We start from the raw sequence: 19,369 nt of genomic DNA on the forward strand, positions 1-19,369 counted from the left end.
AGCCATATAACAACAAATGATTCTGTTTCAAGTTAGAGGCAAAATTGAGTTAAACTGATGAGTTTACTTGTAGCAAATGACGAAATTTCACTCAATTTTAACGAAAAAATTGAGCAAAAGTATCGTTGTTAATTTATTTTTGAGCTTCTTTTAGAGTATCTGCTATTAAGAATGCCAACTCTAAAGCTTGGTCAGCGTTTAGTCTTGGGTCACAATGAGTATGGTAACGAGAACTTAAATCCTCTTCTGTTACGATAAATGAACCGCCGATACACTCAGTTACATTTTTACCAGTCATCTCTAAATGGACACCGCCTGCAAACGTGCCTTCTGCCTTATGAACTTGGAAAAACTGCTTCATTTCAGCCAATATTGCATCAACGGGACGTGTTTTAAAGTTATTAGAAGACTTTATTGTATTGCCGTGCATCGGGTCACAGCTCCACAGAACCTTTCTTCCCTCGCGCTCAATTGCATTGATGAGTCTTGGCATACCATCAGCAACCTTGTTGGCACCCATTCTTACAATAATATTTAATCTGCCCGCTTCATTCTCAGGATTAAGCACATCGCACAATCTTATCAAATCATCAGTCTCCATAGTCGGTCCTGCTTTTACGCCGATAGGATTTTTTATGCCTCTCATATACTCTACGTGTGCGCCGTCAAGCTGGCGCGTCCTGTCGCCAATCCACAACATGTGAGCAGCAGTATCATACCAATCGCCAGTGATAGAATCTTTTCTTGTAAAAGCCTCTTCATATGGAAGCAAAAGCGCCTCATGAGATGTGTAAAAATCAGTCTCTCTAAGCGTTCTATGCGTTTTTGAGGTTATTCCGCAAGCTTCCATAAATTTGAGCGATTTGCCAATCTCTTCTGCCAAATCCTCATATTTTTTGCTTATTTTACTCTGGTGCGTAAAATCTAAATTCCACTTATGAACCTCGTTCAAATCAGCCAATCCGCCAGATGCAAAAGCACGAAGAAGATTCAGTGTTGCCGCCGACTGGTTATACGCTTTTATCATTCTTTGCGGGTCTGATTTGCGAGACTCTGGAGTAAAATCCACGCCGTTTATGATGTCGCCGCGATAAGCATCAAGAGTTATACCGTCTATTGTTTCGCTATCACTCGAACGAGGCTTTGCAAATTGACCGCCAAGGCGCCCTACTTTTACCACAGGAAGCCCGCCTGCATATGTCATAACCACGGCCATCTGAAGAATTGCTTTAAACGTATCGCGAATGTTATGGGCATGAAACTCGCTAAAACTCTCGGCACAATCTCCCCCTTGAAGCAAAAACGCTCTTCCATCAGAAGCATTAGCCAGCTGAGTTTTTAAGGAGCGCGCCTCACCTGCAAAAACGAGCGGCGGATAATTTCTTAACTCATCTAGAGTTTTGTTTAATTCATCTAAATTCTGGTATGTCGGCTGCTGCACAATAGGCTTCTGCCTCCAGCTAGAAGGAGTCCAATTACTCATAATAAAACCTTTTTTTCTTTATATATAAATTTTTTTTGGTATTTTACATAAGAGTACCTAAAATAGCACTGATTACAATTTAAAGAATATAAGACTCAAAAAAAGCTATTTTTTATCCTTAAAATTGTACAATGCAACATATTTTTTTATGGACTGTATCATTATGAAAAAAAAAGATTTAAAAGCGCTTGTCGAGCAGATATATGAAAACCTTATTGAGCGCATAGATGCGGATAAAAAAGCTACAAAAGCACAAGTAATAAACTATTTAAAAGATGCTATCGACATTGTCGCAAATATGAATGAGGAAGACATAGACTCTATAGAGCATGCAAAATCCGCCTTTAACAACTCATACAAAGAACTTGTTAACCAAAGCATAACCTCTTATGTAGACACAAATGAAAAATTTGGAGAGTTGGCACTCTTGCAAGGAAAAACACTACAGGATTGTAACTCCAAAAAAATTGATTTAGAGACGCTTACAAGCAAGTTCAATGAGATTCAATCCCATATGATAGACGAAGTAAAAAAAGCAAACAACATAATTTCCGAATTAACCCAAAAAGTAAAAACATTAGAGCAGACTTCAAATCTTGATCCTCTTACAAAGGTTTTTAACCGCAGAGCGCTAAGCGCATATCTCACAGAAGTATGCGCAAATAAAGAAATACCGTACCATATGCATGTACTAATGATGGATGTTGACAACTTCAAAAAAATCAACGATACATATGGTCATATTTCCGGTGATAAAATTCTAATCTTTATCTCAAATATTATAAGAAAAACACTCAGAGACGGAGATAAAATCTTTAGATTTGGCGGAGAAGAGTTTACTATAATCATAAACCGCAACAGCGATGAACAGTGCGAACTTATAGCAAACAGACTTCTGCGACTTATCAGCTCAAACAAACTCATCTATATGGGTGAGAAAATATCTGTTACGGCAAGTATAGGATTGACAAAACTTAGTCCGACGGATACTCCAGATTCGCTTCTATCTAGGGCAGATAAAGCACTGTACGCTTCTAAGCACAACGGAAAAAATATGGTTTCTAAGGTAATTGAGTAATGGACTTTAGTTATTTTGACATTGTTATATCCATACTAGTTCTTTTTTTAGGGCTCAAAGGGATAATTAACGGCTTTTTTAAAGAGCTCTTCGGTCTTATCGGCATAATCGGCGGTATCTTTTTGGCGTCAAGAATAGGCGACGACGTAGGCAAATTTATAAATGATGCAGTTTTAAAATTTGAAAACAGTGCAGCAGTCAGTTTTACCGGCTTTTTAGTCACACTTGCACTTTTTTGGCTCTTTATGATTATGGTCGGAGCTATATTTAAAAGACTAAGCTCCCTAAGCGGTCTTGGCATTTTTGATAAAATGTTTGGGTTTGTATTTAGTGCGAGCAAATTCTTTCTTATCGCCTCTGTAATTGCGTATGCCACATACAACATAAAAGCGATGAAACCAAATCTTGACTCAATTATGAAAAACAGCTTTATATTTCCTGTGCTTGTAGAGACTGGAAGTGTTATTATGAAGATTGACCCAATCGAAATTTCTAACGACATAAACGACAAATTGAATAAAAACTCTGAAATTGTTACAGATGATCTTGACAAGACCCTGCAAAGCACTGCTCAAAAAATTGTGGAAGATACCAAAAGTATACTAGTCCAATCAGCGGAACAAAATCTATCAAATGAAAAAGATAAATAGATATGTCTGATATAACTACTGACTTCAACGACAAGATAATAGCTTATAAACAGCTCTTAGAGGAGTTTAAGCAGCTGCTTAAAAAAAACAATCTAAAATTTACAATTCAAAGAGAGGTTATCTTAGAGACTCTCTACAACTCGGATGAACATTTGACGCCAGAGTCGCTTCATAACCTTATCCAAAAAAAGTTTCCTGATTTAAACACGGGGATAGCAACTGTTTACAGAACTCTATCTCTTTTAGAAGAGTCAGACATGGTAACGTCTCTCTCTTTTGGAGCTCAAGGGAAGAAGTATGAACTAGGCGCAAAACACCACCACGACCATTTTATCTGTACTGCCTGCGGAAGCATCACCGAGTTTGTGGACGAGCAGATAGAGGAGCGCCAACACAAAATTGCCGAGGAACTCGGTTTTGACATGAAAGACCACTCAATGCAGATTTACGGTATCTGCAAAGAGTGCCAAAACTAGCAAGTGCGGTTACAAAGTAAAGTTTCCGCAAAAAAAAATAAAGGAAAAATTATTGATTTTTGATAATAAATTTATTCAACAAAGAATTGAAAAAGCAGAACTTCTAAAAAAAGAGGGGATAAACCCCTACTCTAATGATTCAAGAAGAAATACGACTATTGAAAAATTTTTAAATGTAAACACAGACATTTTTCATAAAGAGAATAAAAGAGATGACAATCGCAACTACACACTAAGCGGACGTATAAAATTTTTTAGAATTATGGGCAAAGCAAGTTTTATAAAGATAGAAGACGAAAGCGGAATGCTGCAAGTTTATGTTGCAAGAGACAATATAGGTGAAGATTTTTACAATGAAACTTTCAAAAAGAATATAGAAGTCGGGGATATTATTGAAGTTGTAGGCTTCCCGTTTGTAACTGGTCAAGGCGAGCTTTCACTTCATGCAGACGAGCTTAAACTTCTGACAAAGGCTATATCTCCGCTTCCTGAGAAGTTTCACGGTATTACAGATAAAGAGACAAGATACAGAAAAAGATATCTTGACCTTATCATGAACGCCGATGTCCGCAAGACATTTAAAATCCGTTCTAAAGTTATCTCTCTAACTCGCCGCTTCTTCGAAGATAAAGGCTTTTTAGAGGTTGAAACTCCTATGATGCACCCAATTGCAGGCGGCGCAAATGCAAAGCCATTTGTAACACACCACAATGCGCTTGGCATAGACAGATATTTGAGAATCGCCCCTGAACTATATCTTAAAAGACTGATTGTAGGCGGTTTTGAGGCTGTTTTTGAGATAAATCGTAACTTTAGAAACGAGGGCATGGATGCTACCCACAACCCTGAGTTTACATCTATTGAGTTCTATTGGGCATACAAAACTTACAAAGATCTCATAGAGATTACAAAAGAGTATTTCAAATATCTGTTTGACCATCTAGACCTTCCTACGCAGCTTCCATATGGAGATTTGGAGGTTGATTTTAGCAAGTTTAGCGAAGTGCCGCTTATAGAGTCACTATACACTATCGGTGGGGTTCCGCAGGATATAGTAAACGACAAAGATAAGATTATTTCATTTTTAAAGAGCAACAATGTTCAAGTAAAAAACGGTTTAAGTCTTGGACAGCTCCAAGGCGAACTTTTTGACGAATACGTTGAAGAGAAACTGATAAATCCAACTTTTATCACGGAGTATCCTGTTGAGATATCTCCTCTTGCCAGAAGAAACGATAAAAATCCGGATATTACCGAACGCTTTGAGCTCTTCATTGCAGGGCGCGAGATTGCAAACGCATTTAGCGAATTAAACGACCCTGTTGATCAATATGAGAGATTTAAAACTCAGGTTGAATCAAAAGAGAGCGGCGATGATGAGGCACATGAGATGGATTTGGATTTTGTAGAAGCTCTTAGCTATGGAATGGCTCCTACTGCAGGACAAGGCATAGGAATAGACAGACTGGTTATGCTTTTGACAAATGAGCACTCAATCAGAGATGTTCTGCTCTTCCCTGCCATGAAACCGATACATGTAGAAGAAAAACAAGAAGAAAACGAGTAGCTAAAAGGGTTTCTTCTTTTAGCATTTTAAATTAAATTAAGTAGAGGAATAGATAACATGAGTTTTTTACAAGAGTATGACAAAGAGATATTTGATCTGTGCGAAAAAGAGTTAGAGCGTCAGACTGACCACTTAGAGATGATTGCATCTGAAAATTTTACGCTTCCTGCTGTTATGGAAGCTATGGGTTCTGTGTTTACAAACAAGTATGCCGAGGGATATCCCGGCAAGCGTTATTACGGCGGCTGTGAGTATGCGGACGGCGTTGAGCAGTTAGCAATTGACAGAGCATGCAAACTTTTTGGATGTAACTTTGCAAACGTGCAGCCTCACTCTGGAAGCCAAGCAAACGGAGCTGTTTATGCAGCTCTCTTGCAGGCGGGAGATAAACTTTTAGGCATGGATTTAAGTCACGGTGGTCACTTAACACATGGCTCAAAACCAAGCTTTTCGGGCAAAAACTACTCAAGCTTTACATATGGTGTTGAGCTTGACGGTCGCATGAACTATGACAAAATCATGGAGATTGCAAAAACTGTTCAGCCTAAAATAATCGTTTGTGGCGCTTCTGCTTATGCTAGAGAGATTGATTTTGCAAAGTTTCGTGAAATCGCCGATGCTGTAGGAGCTATACTATTTGCAGATATTGCCCATATTGCAGGTCTTGTTGCGGCAGGTGAGCACCCAAGCCCATTCCCTCACGCTCATGTAGTAACAACTACAACACACAAAACTCTAGCTGGTCCTAGAGGTGGCATGATTATGACAAATGATGAAGAGATTGCAAAAAAAATAAACTCTGCAATATTTCCAGGTACTCAAGGTGGACCGCTTGTACATGTCATAGCAGCAAAAGCGGTAGGATTTAAGTACAACCTCTCTCCCGAGTGGAAAGATTACGCGAAGCAGGTAAAGGCTAACGCAAAAATTCTTGGAGAAGTACTCGTAAAAAGAGGTTATGACTTGGTAAGCGGGGGAACTGACAACCACTTGATTCTTCTCTCATTTTTAAATCGTGATTTCTCAGGAAAAGACGCAGACATCGCACTTGGAAATGCTGGTATTACAGTGAATAAAAATACTGTTTCAGGTGAGACAAGAAGCCCATTTGTAACTTCCGGCATCCGTATCGGAAGCCCTGCACTGACTTCAAGAGGAATGAAAGAGAAAGAGTTTGAATTTATTGCAAACAAAATTGCTGACGTGCTTGATGATATCGACAACGCTGAGCTTCAGGCAAACATCAAAAAAGAGCTTAAAGCATTAGCTCAAAATTTTGTAGTTTATAATCAATCAACTTACTAATGGCGGCAGATAGATGACAGCTTCTGATTTAAACCTTATTAAAATGGTAACCGACCACTACTGGATAAAAAGAGATGAAGTGGTTGAGAAGATTCTGTTTAAAGGGCGTACATTTTATAACAAGTTTGAAAAAGTCAATACCCCTCTCACTCAATCAGTTATAAATCAGCACATCAAAGGTGAGATTACCGTTGCTCACTCTTTGATAAACAAGCACGGCAAAGTTGAAAACATTGTGATTGACTACAACGGAAGAGACCCTGAACGCTTTTACCACAAAACACAACTGCTTCTTCGCGAAGAGGGGTATATAAATTTTACGGCTTATAAGACAAAAACAGAGGGCCACCTTCACGTTTACATCCACAAGGGTCACACTACACTTCAAGAAGCAATCCAGCTTGGAAAAATGATAAGCATGAAACTCTCAGCCAAACAGCCTACTCAGTGGAGAATGTTTCCAAATGCAGATTTACCGGACGAATACAACATCCTTACTCTGCCGTACGAGATTTACTCCAAGGAGCGCGGAGCTTCTTGGTCAAAGCACATGTAGTAGTTCTTTAGAAAGCATATGTGAGGATATTTTTAGTTTCAAATCAAAGTCGATGTACGAAGTACCGACTGCTAAGAAATTAGTTATATAGCTAATTTTTTTGGTATTATTATACCAAGAATAAAAAAGGAGACGTTATGGATGAAAAAAATGAATTAAATGACATTATCTTAAACAAAAACAGCTCATCTCTCGGAAATAAAAAAGTTGTATTAGCCGTTGCAACACTCGGTATTGTTCTGATAATCGTCGTAATGCTGATGAATACTCTTGCTTCAAGCGGTACAGACAATCTGCCTCAAGCAGTACTTCCTCCTGAGCCACAAAAAGAGATAAACGCCATAGCTGATGAGCCACTTTTTGAGGATGTGAGTGTTGTTCAAGAATCCACTCAAGATAACATTTCTCTTGATGAAATTGCGCAAAAGCTAAAAGAAGAGAGCACAAAAGAGAATACTCCGGTAGCTGCAGAGGCGCCTAAAGCTGCCACAGCTCCAAAAACTGTAACTGCACCAAAAACTGCACCAAAAGAGGTAGTTAGCACACCTAAACCTGCTGCAAGCGGCTCTTCTGAGTACTATATTCAAGTTGGCTCATTTGCAAAATACGAACCTAACAAAAAATTCCTAGACTCTATTACGAATTTGGGATATAAATATAAGTTCCACAAAGTAACTGCAGACTCCAGAGTTATTAACAAAGTTTTAGTCGGACCTTTTCATAGTGAAGCAGAAGCAAGAAAAGCGCTTAGAAGTGTCAGAACATCTGTAGAAGCCGGTGCGTTCTTAACTAAAATATAATTATATAACAAGGGTTTTTTTGATTTACTCAAAACAGTTTATACAAGACCAGCTGGCTCCAATAGCTGTATATGCAAAATTAAAATCAATTTTTAAAGATGAAGTCTCATATCTTTTTGAGAGTGCAGGAGGAAGCGAAGGCAACTACAGCTTCATCTGCATCGGTGCAAGGGAGAGAGTTCAATATATAGAGGGAAAAACTCTATATACCGACTCAAGCAGCGCAGTATACACAAAAGATGAGTCCCCTTTTACTTTTTTAAAAAAATACTACAAAAACATTGACACAGATATCTATAAAAAAGCATCCGCAGAGCTTAAAGTAGGCTACGTAGACGGCTTTATAGGATATATCGGTTACGATATGGTTAAAGTTTTTGAACCAAAACTTCATAACACAATGGACAATCTGAGAGATGAGCTAAACACTCCTGATTTAGACCTCATTCTTCCAAAAATCATTCTTGTATACTCTCACAAAAACTATCAACTCACACTAATCAGTACTCAAGAAGAGATGAGCAAAAAGTTTGACATGATTGAAGACGAGCTCAAAAACTCTTACGAATATGTCCACATGAAACGGAATATCGGCAATGATAATGGAAGTTTTGCATTCTCAAAAGAGCAGTTTTTTGAGATGGTTGAAAAATCAAAAGAGATGATAAGAAGCGGCGATGTTTTTCAGATTCTTATGACAAACCGCTTTACGAGAAAGATAAAAGTTGACCCTTTTAGCTTCTACAGAATTCTAAGAAGCAAAAACCCCTCACCATACATGTTTTTGATGGAGTATGAGGATTTTAACATTGTCGGTAGCTCTCCTGAGGTTATGGTTAGGCTCACAAATGGCGAACTTCTTCTTCGCCCGATTGCAGGTACCAGAAAAAGAGGTGCTACAAAATTAAGAGACAAAGAGCTTGAAGATGAGCTTTTGGCAGATCCAAAAGAGCTCTCAGAACATCTTATGCTAATCGACCTTGGCAGAAATGACGTAAGCCGTGTCGCAAAGACCGGAAGCGTAAAAGTTGAAAATATGATGCATATCGAACGCTTTTCTCACGTTATGCACATAGTCTCTGACGTTACTGCTACTCTTGCAGATGACAAAGATATGTTTGATTTGTTTATGGCTACATTTACGGCTGGAACCATGACGGGTGCACCCAAAATAAGAGCTATGGAACTTATAGCAGAGTATGAAGGACTAAAGCGCGGTTTTTACAGCGGAAGTGTCGGCTACTTCGGGTTTGATGGCAATATGGACAGCGCAATTACCATAAGAACTGCTTTGGTAAAAGATGACAAAGTCGTTCTTCAAGCTGGCGCAGGTGTCGTTGCAGACAGCCAAAACGAGCTTGAATACCTAGAGGTAAAGAACAAACTCGGCGCACTTGTCGCTTCACTTGAAGATTTAGACTAAATGAAATTATTTGCCATCTTTGGCGACCCCGTTTCGCACTCCCGCTCTCCGCTTATGCACAACTCTGTATTTAAGCACCTAAACTACAAAGCCTGCTATACAAGAGTCCATCTTCCAGATGGCTCAAAACTAAAAAAGACTTTTTTCTCCCTTGGTCTTAGCGGAGCAAATATTACCGTTCCTCATAAAGAGGCGGCTTATGAGGCTTGCGATGAAGTAAGAGGATTTGCCAAAAAGGTTGGAGCAGTAAATACCATCGTAAACGAAAACGGCAGACTTATAGGCTATAACACGGATGCCGACGGTTTTATGTTTGCCATAAAAGAGTTTGGCGCTATTAAAAACATCCTAGTTTTAGGTGCAGGCGGAACGGCAAAAGCGCTTTGTGCGAGATTTGTAGAAGACAGCATAAAAGTAACTGTCCTAAACAGAAGCCAAAATAGACTCGCATACTTTAAAGAGCTTGGTTGTGAGTGCTTTGGCTGGGAAGATTTTGAACTTAAAAAATATGATTTGGTTGTAAATACGACAAGTGCCGGGCTTAAAGACGAAGATCTGCCTGCTCCGTTAGAGTTAGTAGAAAGAATTTTAGATAACAGTTCATTTGCGGCAGATGCGATCTATGGCAAAGTAACACCTTTTCTAAAACTTGCAAGAAGCAAAAATATCACTTCTAAAGACGGTGCCGATATGCTTCTTGGTCAAGGCGTTTTAGCAAACGAACTATTTGTAAACCATGAACTAAAGACTGAAGATATTACAAGCTGTATGTCAAAGAGTTTTGAACTCTAAAGAGGCGGCTATCGCCTGTCCGTAGGCTATTGCGCCATCATTACTAACAAACATCTCAGGCAAGATTACGTCTGGAATTTTCCTCATAATCAGTCTTAAAAGCACTCTGTTTTGAAACACTCCGCCGCCCAAAACCAATGGCAAATTATACTTTTTGTGCATCTCGTAAATTATCTCAACTATTGTGTTGAAAAATTTTGAAACCGCTACATGTAGATTTTGTTCATCTAAAATCTGCCTAAATGTTTGGCTGAAATCTATCTCACCATCTTCTATGCTAAAGAGATAATTCTCAAAAACATTTTCATCATAAAGGCTCTCCAAAAGCAGTCCGCTCTCTCCCTCATAACCGCAGACTTGAACAACACCCAAGATAGATGCAACAGCGTCAAAAAGACGTCCACATGAGCTTGAGAGCGGTGAATTTAGACTATTTTTATATGCCGTGTAGAGTATTTTTATCTCAGCGGCAGAAAAAGAGTTCAGAGTTGCATTGTTAAGGTTAAAAACCTCCTCGCCGTATATCTCAAACAAAAAGTTAAGGGCAACTCGTCTAGGCTCTTTTATCGCCCTCTCACCGCCAAGAAGCTTAAAGTATCTGAAGTGTCCTACTCTATCATAACCTTGCAAGTCACAGACAAAAAACTCTCCACCCCAAAGGTTAGAGTCATCACCGTACCCGGTGCCGTCAAAACTGACACCCAAAACTTTTGATGTTATCCTATTTACGCCCATAGTTGCCAAAATATGCGTGTAGTGGTGCTGAACTTGCAACAACTCTATCTCTTGTGCCGCTAACTCTTTTGCATATTTTGTTGACTCATAGTTTGGATGCTTATCACAAACTACCACATCGGGCTTAAAATCATAAATTCGCTTCAATGTCTCTATGTGCGATTTGTAATGCTCTATGCTTGACACACTTCCCAAATCCCCGATGTAAGGAGATAAAACAACGCTATCTCCAATGGTTATAGCAACCGTGCTCTTCTGGTTTGCTCCGAGTGCTAAAATCTTTTTATCCGTTTTATGAGGAAGTTTAAGATAAAGAGGTGCGTAGCCTCTTGCGTTTCTTAGCATAAATGTTTTCTCATTTTCGACAAACAAAACCGAATCGTCACAACTATTTACTATCTCTCTGTTATGTTCCAAGCAAAAGTCCCAGACACCGCGAAGCCTCATTATCTCATCATAACTTTTGCATAGCGGCTCACCTGAGATGTTCGCACTCGTTGCGACTATGGGTCTATTCAACCTTTGCAAAATAAGATGATGAAGCGGCATGTATGCCAAAAAAAGCCCGATTTGGTTGATATTTGGAGCGACATTCTGGCTTAGAGTGTTATCTTCTCTTTTTTTAAGCAGAACTATTGGGCGTCTGTTTGAACAGAGCAATATCTGCTCTTTTTCGTTTATGGAGGCAATAGTTTTTGACATGTAGATATCTTTTACCATCACTCCAAACGGCTTTGAGGGTCTCTGCTTTCTCTCTCGCAGAAGTTTTACGGCTTCATCATTTGTGGCGTCACAGACTAGATGATAGCCCCCTATTCCCTTTATGGCAACAATCTTTCCCTCAATTATAAGCTTGAGCGCTTTATCTATGATTTTTTCACTCTCAATTATATTACCGCTGTTATCAAACAAAGAGAGTTTTGGTCCGCACTCGTGACACCCGATGGGCTGAGCGTGGTATCTTCTGTCATGCGGATTTTCATACTCATTTTGGCACTTTTCACACATAACAAACTCATCCATAGATGTATATTTTCTGTCGTAGGGAAGATTTTTTATGATGCTAAAACGGGGTCCACAATTTGTACATGTAATAAACGGATGCTCAAATCTGCGGTTGCTTTTATCATGCAGTTCACTCTCACATTCACTGCACATTGCGATGTCAGGCGGAATATGGCTGGAGAGATTTTTGGCAACTTCGCTCATCTCTATGCTAAAGCCATCAAACGATTTTGTTTTTTTAATACGGGTTATTCTTATGGAGTCTATCTCGCAAAGCGGCGGCTTGTTGTCTCTTATCTGTTTTACAAACTCATCCAGCTCTTCTTTTGTCGCATCAAGAAGTATCAGCACGCCCTGCCCGTTGTTTGAAACCTCTCCACTTAGCCCGGATGAAACAGCAAGATTGTAGATAAAAGGGCGAAATCCGACACCCTGCACAACGCCTCTTATCTCAATGCTCTGTATCACTACTCTAACTCCAAACTCATCAAATACATCTCTTCGCCGTCAAGAACTTTTATGTCAAAACTGCCACATTTTTGGCAGATAAACTCATTTTGCTCAAGCTCTTCCTCCGCGTCGCAGACGTTGCAGTGCACTTTTACCTTTTGAAGATTCAGAACCAACTCTGCATCATTACACACTGTGCCGAGCCTAAACATCTCGTAAGCTTCACGCAAAAGATGAGGCTCTACTCCGCTAAGAGTTCCTATTTTAACAACAACTTTTGTCACTTTTTTTGCATTGTTTTTTCTCGCATGCTCTTCGCAACTATCAATGAGCGACCCAACGATGCTGTACTCATGCATTTAGCAGATCCTTGGGAGAAGCTCACCGGTTGGGACATCCAAAAATCTCTGCGTACCCCACGCCGAATTTATGATGACTTTCTTAAGATGCTTGTCGGTTGCTTTGCCGATAATGGAGCCATTTTTGTTAAATGTTTTTAAAATCTGCTCTGCCCTTTTAGCTTCCTCTTTGTTCACTGCAAGCAAAAATGTCCCCTCGTTTGCCAGAGACATCGCATCAAACCCCAAAAGCTCGCAAAGTCCCATAACTTCATCGCTTGTAACGATTTTTTCCTCATCTATCTCTATGCAAATATTTGACTGCCTCGCCCACTCGTTAAGAACCGCACTCACACCTCCGCGTGTCGCATCGCGCATAGCCGTTATCTTTACGCCCTCATCTATGAGACTCTTCACAACGGGAAAAAGAGAGGTGCAGTCACTTTTGAGCGCAGAGCTGAGTTCTATGCCCTCACGAGATGCAAAGATGGTCGCTCCGTGACACCCGATATCTCGGCTCAGAAGTATGACATCATCCTCGCTTATGCTGTTTGAACTGATGCCTCTTTGTAAAATCTCCCCAATACCTGTCGTGTTTATAAATATCCCATCCACACTGCCGCGAGGCACAACTTTTGTGTCACCGCTCACGACCTGCGCGCCGTTGATTTCAAGCTCTTTTTGCATGGATGAGACTATGCGCTCAAGCACATCTGCGCTAAAACCCTCTTCTATTATCACGCTGCATGTAAGATATTTCGGCTTCGCACCCATCATGGCAAGATCGTTGCATGTTCCGCAGACGGCAAGTTTGCCTATGTCCGCACCTGCAAAAAAGAGCGGAGTTACCGTGAAGCTGTCGGTTGAAAATGCCAAAGTACTGTCCTCTATCACCGCCGCATCTTCGCTTTTGTCTAAAATGTCGTTTTTAAATGCTTTGTAAAACACCTGAGAGATTAGCTCGTTGTTCTCCTGCCCGCCGTTTCCGTGTGCTAGGCTTATTGTTTTAGTCACAATTAAACTCCCCTCTATCTTCTCATACAACTTTGCGTTTTTTTCTACTTAAAAATATTCTTCTAAAATCAGTTTTTTAATTTCTTTTCTGATTATCTATCGTTAATAAAATTTGACATTTCTTCAATGCTAAAATTAGGATTTTTACGATGTGTCATAGCATGACAGTTCGGGCAAACAGGTCTTAAATCATTTATTGGGTCTAACTTATACTCTTTCCTTATTTCAGATAATGGTTTGATATGGTGAACATGAATAAAGTTTTTTCCAATATCTCCATATACCTTTTTAAAATCAAAACCACAAACATAACATTGATAGCCGTAATGATTTATGCACTTTTGTCTGCCTCTTTGATCTCGCTCATAAAAATTGATTGTAACTTGTTTGACACTTCCCTCGACATAAGTTTGATCACTATTAGTATCTACTTCGTCTGGATATATAATTTTATTAAAATTTTCATTTTCTAGAATTTTAATATTGTAATTTTGTTCTTTTGCAAAGTGAATCATATTATCAATATTTCCACTACTATTATCCCATTGGGTAGTAAAATATAATTCCTCTTCATTATAAGGAGTGGGAACGCCATATTTTCCTATTCCAAAATATCTTTCATCTTTTTTTGAATCTTTACCTGCATAATTGTTATACCAATTGTAAAAATCTTTTTTATTGAAAATAACTTTTCTTTTACTCCTCAATCCAGATAATTGTTTATGAATATAAACATTATTAAAGATTTTTTGTAATTCTTTATAGCTTTTGTTTGGATTAACACTTAAATAATATTTAAAAATATCAAAACAAAGCTTTCCTAAGCCATTTCCATTGTCACCTGCAACATTACCATTTTTTTTATATTCTTTATTGTTAAATACTATTTTCACAACATCTCCCTTGCCCTTTATTTTGTTTAACCATCATACAGCAATCCATGCACAAAAAGCCCAAACTTTAATCTTTTATCATCTCTTGCCTACAATTCTCTGTTTCATAATTTAGGCAAATTCTCTCTAAAAATCACCAATATTTCTATCTGCGTCTCTGAAACGCTGTAAATCACAGAGTATCCTTGATAGACCAGTTTTCTAGTGTTTGCTGCGAGTTCTTCTGTGGGTCTTCCTGCTTTTGGAAAGCGTGAGAGCGTTTGGATAATATAGTTTTTCATCTTATCCAAGTACCTGTCGGCTACATGTTCATTTTTTGTTTGTTCAAAAATATATTTTGCTTGTTCAACTAAGTTGGCAACAGCAGTTTTTGAAAAAACTATTTTATGCACGATATGACTTTTTTGCTATCTCAAAAGCATCGTCAATGTCTAAAAAATCGCCCTTTTGAATCTCTTTTATGGCATTTTGGACATCTTGTTTTATTTTGGCATGTGTGGCATTGTATTCATCGAGTGAAATAATTACGACGGACTTATTGTTTTTTGTAGTTACTATCACCTCTTCGTGATTGTCACATACATCTTCTATAATATTTTTTAGATTATTTCTAGCATTTGTGTAGTTTAGAGCTTGCATTTAGAAACCTTTTATGACAGGATATTGTCATTATAGCAAAATATAATCATTATTTATCGTTTTTTATCTTCTCATACAACTTTTTGTTTTCTTCCTGCGTAAACTTCTCTATCTTTTTATACAGCTTCTCTTTTACGCCGTAGCTACGCAGTCTCTCCAGTCCGTTGTAGTTGTCGTTTATCGCGCCCAAAGCGTATTTTATATCCGTTAAATTCTTTATCTTCTTCTCATCTTTTGGTATGCTGTTTTTCTCTACGTAGAGCCTCTTTTTTATGTAGATTCTATATTTGTGCAGCTTCTTTTTGTCAAACTTTGGAAGCTTCATCGCAACCAAATTTTGCTTTTTTTCTTCCTCTGTTTTTTGCTCTGCGCTATTTGGGATTTTTAGATTTTTGAGGTATTTATGAAGCTCGTTTATCTCTTTTTTTCTGCCACCCTCTTTTGCTTTTGAGGATATTTCCTCTAGTACTTTTTTTCTATACTTTTTTGGCAAAGACTCAAGATACTCATCAAAAAAGACATCGATATCTCTTATCTCATTACTCAAAGAGATGACCTTTTTTACACTTCTGGCAAATGTGCTCTCTTTGTCAAGCAGAGAAAAAAGCTCTCTGCACTTGATACGCAAAGAGTGGATATCATCGGCGCTTTGGAGGGATTTTTTTGTGAAACGGTTTATAAACTCTTTAAATTTTTCAAGTTTTTTAGCCAAAAGCGCATTTTCCATAAGCTACTCATCACTATTTTTAGGATAGTCAAACGAAAGGAGTTTTGCATTTTTTGGCTCAATATCCGACCATGTATCACACTCAAATCCTATCTCTACAATGCCGCATGTCGGGATATTTTCTTCATGATGTACATAATAATTCGCCAAATCGTTCAAAGAGGGATTGTGCCCTACCAAAAAAGCCGCAGAGTTTTTATCATCAATCGCTATTAAAATTTTGCAAAGTTCATCAACGCTTGATTCATAGATATTTTCATCAAATAGAATCTTTTTTTTGTAGCCAATCTCTTTGGCAATTATCTCAGCAGTCGCTTTCGCCCTTTTTGCGGGACTAGAGATGATGATGTCGGGCATTACGCCCTTTTTTTTGAGCCGCTCACCCATCATAGGAGCATTTGCTTTGCCTCTTTTGCTCAGAGCTCTCTCAAAGTCATTTAACTCTGCATCACTCCAGCTCGATTTTGCATGTCTGATAATGTATAGCTTTTTCATCTCTCATCCCATCGGGTACATAATCTCTTGCTGCACCGCTTTTATCTCACTCATAGTCTCTTGGCTAAGTGTTACATCAAGCGCAGCTAGTGACTCATCCATCTGCTCTATGTTTCTAGCCCCGATGATCGTTGAAGCGACAAACTCAAACTGTTTTGAATAAGCCACCGCCAAAGTCACGGGAGAGATTTCAAGCTTTTTTGCTATCTCAACATAACGCTCGGTAGCTTTTAGAGTTTTTTCATTGACGAACCTTGCAGCTTGTGAGTTTAGACGGGTGCTTTTACTCAACATGTAGTCTGAATAACGCGCATTCTCAGGATAAAACTCGCCGTTATACTTACCGCTCAAAACGCCACCTGCAAGCGGAGAGTACGGCAGAAGCGATATCTGCTCTCTTTTGCAGACATCTGAGAGCTCATCCAAAAAGCGAGGATTGTTGAGTGAAAAGTTGTTTTGAATGGACTCAAATCTTGCTATACCCAGCCTTTTTGAAGTCTCGTTTGCTTTTGTAAGTCCGTAAGCCGTGTCGTTTGAAGTTCCGATGTATCGCACCTTGCCCTCTTTTACCAGCTCATCAAACGCCCTCAGAGACTCTTCAATAGGCACGACAAAATCAGGCCAGTGCATCTGATATAGGTCGATATAGTCGGTCTGCAACCGCTTCAAGCTCCCCTCTATAGCTCTTTTTATATGAAACGAGTCAATCGCCGTATAGCCATGGCGGATTGGCGGAACAAACCAGCCGTTTGCCGCACCTGCGACCTTTGAAGCTAAGATGATGCTCTCTCTTGGTTTGCCCTTTAGCCATTTTCCCACAATAGTCTCGGTAACGCCTGCATATTTTTCATCAGGCGGGACGGGATAGAGTTCTGCTGTGTCAAAAAAGTTAATCCCTCTATCATACGCCTTGTCCATGATTTTAAAAGACTCCGCTTCATCGCTCCAAGAACCAAAGCTCATAGTCCCCAAACAGATTGGAGTAACCCTAAGTCCTGTTTTTCCAATGTATCTGTATTTCATATAAAAATCTCCATCTTAAAAATTTGTAAGTTCATTTGCAATCATTTCCGCTTGTTTGAGTACCGTTTCAGTCGCCAACATTTGCATATCCGGCGGATAACCAAACTGTCGCAGAGTTCTTTTAACTATAACTTTTAATTTAGCTCTGACACTCTCTTTGATAGTCCAATCAATAGAAGCATTTTCTCGCACCCTCTGAGTCAAAACAACGGCAAGTTCTCGTAAAACATCTTTGCTCATAAGCTCTTTTGCGCTTTCGTTATTTGCAACTGCCGTATAAAATGCATATTCAAAATCACTTAAACCCATCGCTTTTGGCTCTTCATCCATCTTGTGAATATCTTTACTGAGTTTTATTAACTCATCTATAACTTCAGCTGCGGTGAGTATTTTATTTTGATATTTTTTGATAGAATTTTCTAACATCTCCATGAGTGTTTTACTTTGAACAAAATTTGTTTTCATTCTAGTTTTTATCTCATCGTTAAGTAGTTTTTTTAGTACTTCAAGAGCTATATTTTTATGCTTCATTCCTTGTACTTCTAGTAAAAACTCTTCAGATGCCAGGAATAATAGCACCAAAAATAAAATTACTGCCGGAAGAATGAATTTTTTGCTTTTTAAAAGTTTGATTTCTATTTGCAGCATTTAAATTTGTTTTAGAAGTTTAAGGATTGTTGTTTTCTTATTTTTTGAGTTTTTATGAACAGTCCCGATTATTTTCCCTTCATGCATTACAAAATAGGTTGCTTCTACTGTGCTAATTTCATTCAAAAGATGCGTGGAAAGAAAAATATATTTTTCCTGATGCAATAATTTAGAAATAAGCTGAATAAGTATTTCTATACCAAGAGGATCAAGACCGTTAAATGGTTCGTCCCAGAAAATGAGATTTGGATTACCAAACAACGACAAGGCCAAACTGAGACGTTTTTTCATTCCGGTTGAAAGGTTTTTAAACATCTTTTGTTTTGCTTGTTGAAGTCCCCAAAACGAAAGCCATTTTTCTATTTCGCTTTTCGGTACTTTTTTAATAAACCTGGAAATTTCCGCAATTCCCTCAACGGTAAGATATGGCTCGGTTTTAAAAGGTTCAGTTGATATTCCAGTGAACGCTTCAATCTTGTTGCCCTTTGCAGTATTGTTGAAAACAATTTCTCCGGAACTGGGTAAAATTAAGCCATTTATTAGATTAAAAAGAGTTGTTTTCCCGGAGCCATTTGCACCGACAAAAATGTACAATCCGGGTTCGTTAATTTCCAGTTTGATATTATTAACTGCAACCAGGCTGCCAAACTGTTTTGATAATTGATTAATTTTTATCATGCCTGCTTGCGTTTTCTTCAAATTGGATTTCCATTGATTTTTCCCATTCCATCTCTTTTATAAATTTTTCTTCAACTGGATTTTCCTTTAATACATTGTAATTTTTCCAAAAATCTACATTGTAAGGATAGTTTTTCAGATATGTGTTTTCATTGTTTGCCAATTTCTCGCGGTATTTTATTTTGTCGAATTGCTTGCGGTCAGTTTGTATATGTATTACAAGTAAAATTTCTTCAGCCCATTGCCTTGTTTTCACTATTATATCTTTCCTGTTTCCATTGTCGTTTTCAAATTCCCCAAATGCCCCATTGGGCGTCGAAACACCGGTTATATATTTTAGATAATATTTCCCGTCTATCTGTTGATAACAAATCTCATTTGGCGTTTTGCTTCTTTGGTTTGATTCTAATTCAGGCAACTGAGAATTTTCATGTGGCCAGCACATTTGTTCAATTTTCAAAATAGCAAAATCCTTTGCGTTAATATAAAAGTAGCCTCCACATTCTCCATGCTGTTTACGTTCGGTAACCCGTTTGCCATCGGGAAGCATCGCATTCCATATATATTTGATTTTATATACTTTAACAGAATCCA

22 protein-coding genes are annotated in these 19,369 nt (G+C 38.5%); 9 read left to right on the forward strand and 13 right to left on the reverse strand.

The features are described 5' to 3' along the window. Nucleotides 1-133: 133 nt before the first annotated feature. On the reverse strand, nt 134-1,486 hold the full coding sequence (locus K0A91_RS03010; RefSeq protein WP_366511618.1) for a class II 3-deoxy-7-phosphoheptulonate synthase: 1,353 nt from the start codon (nt 1,484-1,486) through the stop codon (nt 134-136). Nucleotides 1,487-1,646: 160 nt separating this feature from the next. Between K0A91_RS03010 and K0A91_RS03015 the strand changes: the two genes are divergently transcribed. The 9 genes from K0A91_RS03015 (at nt 1,647) to K0A91_RS03055 (ending at nt 10,130) form a co-directional block, all read left to right on the forward strand. Continuing rightward, nucleotides 1,647-2,561, forward strand: a complete 915-nt coding sequence (locus tag K0A91_RS03015; protein ID WP_295008019.1) for a GGDEF domain-containing protein — start codon at nt 1,647-1,649, stop codon at nt 2,559-2,561. Continuing rightward, nucleotides 2,561-3,211 (forward strand): CvpA family protein, encoded by a 651-nt coding sequence (locus K0A91_RS03020; protein WP_295008021.1) that lies wholly within the window; start codon nt 2,561-2,563, stop codon nt 3,209-3,211. Before K0A91_RS03015 ends, K0A91_RS03020 begins: the two co-directional genes overlap by 1 nt. 2 nt (nt 3,212-3,213) lie before the next feature. Next, on the forward strand, nt 3,214-3,687 hold the full coding sequence (locus K0A91_RS03025) for a Fur family transcriptional regulator (protein WP_295008023.1): 474 nt from the start codon (nt 3,214-3,216) through the stop codon (nt 3,685-3,687). Between the two features lie 52 nt (nt 3,688-3,739). Continuing rightward, a complete protein-coding gene (lysS, locus tag K0A91_RS03030; RefSeq protein ID WP_295008025.1) occupies nt 3,740-5,254 on the forward strand; it encodes a lysine--tRNA ligase in 1,515 nt (504 codons plus the stop codon). Between the two features lie 57 nt (nt 5,255-5,311). Continuing rightward, a complete protein-coding gene (locus tag K0A91_RS03035; protein ID WP_295008027.1) occupies nt 5,312-6,559 on the forward strand; it encodes a serine hydroxymethyltransferase in 1,248 nt (415 codons plus the stop codon). A gap of 13 nt (nt 6,560-6,572) precedes the next feature. After that, complete coding sequence (locus tag K0A91_RS03040; RefSeq protein ID WP_295008029.1) at nt 6,573-7,115, forward strand: DUF1882 domain-containing protein; 543 nt, start codon at nt 6,573-6,575, stop codon at nt 7,113-7,115. A 137-nt stretch (nt 7,116-7,252) separates the two neighbouring features. Continuing rightward, entirely contained in the window at nt 7,253-7,915 is a 663-nt protein-coding gene (locus K0A91_RS03045; RefSeq protein ID WP_295008031.1) for an SPOR domain-containing protein, read from the forward strand. A gap of 19 nt (nt 7,916-7,934) precedes the next feature. After that, nucleotides 7,935-9,338 carry an anthranilate synthase component I family protein gene (locus tag K0A91_RS03050; protein ID WP_295008033.1) on the forward strand — a complete coding sequence of 468 codons (1,404 nt, stop codon included), beginning with the start codon at nt 7,935-7,937 and terminating at the stop codon, nt 9,336-9,338. Then, entirely contained in the window at nt 9,339-10,130 is a 792-nt protein-coding gene (locus K0A91_RS03055; protein ID WP_295008035.1) for a shikimate dehydrogenase, read from the forward strand. Here K0A91_RS03055 and hypF read toward each other — a convergent pair. The 12 genes from hypF to K0A91_RS03115 form a co-directional block, all read right to left on the reverse strand. Then, a complete protein-coding gene (gene hypF, locus K0A91_RS03060) occupies nt 10,110-12,338 on the reverse strand; it encodes a carbamoyltransferase HypF (protein WP_295008037.1) in 2,229 nt (742 codons plus the stop codon). The two genes, K0A91_RS03055 and hypF, sit on opposite strands and share 21 nt — an antisense overlap. Beyond that, entirely contained in the window at nt 12,338-12,679 is a 342-nt protein-coding gene (gene hypA / locus K0A91_RS03065) for a hydrogenase/urease nickel incorporation protein HypA (protein ID WP_295008038.1), read from the reverse strand. The genes hypF and hypA overlap by 1 nt, the downstream gene beginning before the upstream one ends. Further along, nucleotides 12,680-13,672, reverse strand: coding sequence for a hydrogenase expression/formation protein HypE (gene hypE / locus K0A91_RS03070; protein ID WP_295008039.1), 993 nt, complete (start codon nt 13,670-13,672; stop codon nt 12,680-12,682). A 92-nt stretch (nt 13,673-13,764) separates the two neighbouring features. After that, on the reverse strand, nt 13,765-14,565 hold the full coding sequence (locus K0A91_RS03075) for an HNH endonuclease (protein ID WP_295008041.1): 801 nt from the start codon (nt 14,563-14,565) through the stop codon (nt 13,765-13,767). Nucleotides 14,566-14,669: 104 nt separating this feature from the next. After that, nucleotides 14,670-14,957, reverse strand: a complete 288-nt coding sequence (locus K0A91_RS03080; RefSeq protein WP_295008043.1) for a type II toxin-antitoxin system RelE/ParE family toxin — start codon at nt 14,955-14,957, stop codon at nt 14,670-14,672. Then, nucleotides 14,950-15,204, reverse strand: a complete 255-nt coding sequence (locus K0A91_RS03085; RefSeq protein WP_295008045.1) for a type II toxin-antitoxin system Phd/YefM family antitoxin — start codon at nt 15,202-15,204, stop codon at nt 14,950-14,952. Before K0A91_RS03085 ends, K0A91_RS03080 begins: the two co-directional genes overlap by 8 nt. Nucleotides 15,205-15,253: 49 nt before the next feature. Continuing rightward, a complete protein-coding gene (locus K0A91_RS03090) occupies nt 15,254-15,931 on the reverse strand; it encodes a CHAD domain-containing protein (RefSeq protein ID WP_295008047.1) in 678 nt (225 codons plus the stop codon). A gap of 3 nt (nt 15,932-15,934) precedes the next feature. Then, a complete protein-coding gene (locus K0A91_RS03095) occupies nt 15,935-16,426 on the reverse strand; it encodes a histidine phosphatase family protein (protein ID WP_295008049.1) in 492 nt (163 codons plus the stop codon). A 3-nt stretch (nt 16,427-16,429) separates the two neighbouring features. Continuing rightward, a complete protein-coding gene (locus K0A91_RS03100) occupies nt 16,430-17,449 on the reverse strand; it encodes an aldo/keto reductase (protein ID WP_295008051.1) in 1,020 nt (339 codons plus the stop codon). 15 nt (nt 17,450-17,464) lie between these two features. After that, a complete protein-coding gene (locus tag K0A91_RS03105; protein ID WP_295008053.1) occupies nt 17,465-18,097 on the reverse strand; it encodes a DUF3387 domain-containing protein in 633 nt (210 codons plus the stop codon). After that, the gene (locus K0A91_RS03110) at nt 18,098-18,796 is read right to left on the reverse strand and encodes an ABC transporter ATP-binding protein (protein WP_295008055.1); all 699 of its coding nucleotides are present in this window, start codon (nt 18,794-18,796) and stop codon (nt 18,098-18,100) included. Further along, nucleotides 18,762-19,369, reverse strand: a 608-nt coding sequence (locus K0A91_RS03115; protein WP_295008057.1) for a hypothetical protein, incomplete at its 5' end; no start/stop codon positions are given. The genes K0A91_RS03110 and K0A91_RS03115, both read right to left, overlap by 35 nt.

Origin of the sequence: Sulfurimonas sp., assembly GCF_019429335.1 — a bacterium.
Taxonomy (GTDB): Bacteria; Campylobacterota; Campylobacteria; order Campylobacterales; family Sulfurimonadaceae; genus Sulfurimonas.

Excerpts from the sequence above, each read along its gene's own strand:
- K0A91_RS03015 (WP_295008019.1), top strand. The coding sequence starts at position 1,647 with ATGAAAAAAAAAGATTTAAAAGCGCTTGTCGAGCAGATATATGAAAAC.
- K0A91_RS03025 (WP_295008023.1), top strand. The coding sequence starts at position 3,214 with ATGTCTGATATAACTACTGACTTCAACGACAAGATAATAGCTTATAAA.
- K0A91_RS03020 (WP_295008021.1), top strand. The coding sequence starts at position 2,561 with ATGGACTTTAGTTATTTTGACATTGTTATATCCATACTAGTTCTTTTT.
- K0A91_RS03040 (WP_295008029.1), top strand. The coding sequence starts at position 6,573 with ATGACAGCTTCTGATTTAAACCTTATTAAAATGGTAACCGACCACTAC.
- K0A91_RS03045 (WP_295008031.1), top strand. The coding sequence starts at position 7,253 with ATGGATGAAAAAAATGAATTAAATGACATTATCTTAAACAAAAACAGC.
- K0A91_RS03100 (WP_295008051.1), bottom strand. The coding sequence starts at position 17,449 with ATGAAATACAGATACATTGGAAAAACAGGACTTAGGGTTACTCCAATC.
- K0A91_RS03085 (WP_295008045.1), bottom strand. The coding sequence starts at position 15,204 with ATGCAAGCTCTAAACTACACAAATGCTAGAAATAATCTAAAAAATATT.
- K0A91_RS03095 (WP_295008049.1), bottom strand. The coding sequence starts at position 16,426 with ATGAAAAAGCTATACATTATCAGACATGCAAAATCGAGCTGGAGTGAT.
- K0A91_RS03105 (WP_295008053.1), bottom strand. The coding sequence starts at position 18,097 with ATGCTGCAAATAGAAATCAAACTTTTAAAAAGCAAAAAATTCATTCTT.
- hypA (WP_295008038.1), bottom strand. The coding sequence starts at position 12,679 with ATGCATGAGTACAGCATCGTTGGGTCGCTCATTGATAGTTGCGAAGAG.
- K0A91_RS03055 (WP_295008035.1), top strand. The coding sequence starts at position 9,339 with ATGAAATTATTTGCCATCTTTGGCGACCCCGTTTCGCACTCCCGCTCT.
- K0A91_RS03035 (WP_295008027.1), top strand. The coding sequence starts at position 5,312 with ATGAGTTTTTTACAAGAGTATGACAAAGAGATATTTGATCTGTGCGAA.
- K0A91_RS03090 (WP_295008047.1), bottom strand. The coding sequence starts at position 15,931 with ATGGAAAATGCGCTTTTGGCTAAAAAACTTGAAAAATTTAAAGAGTTT.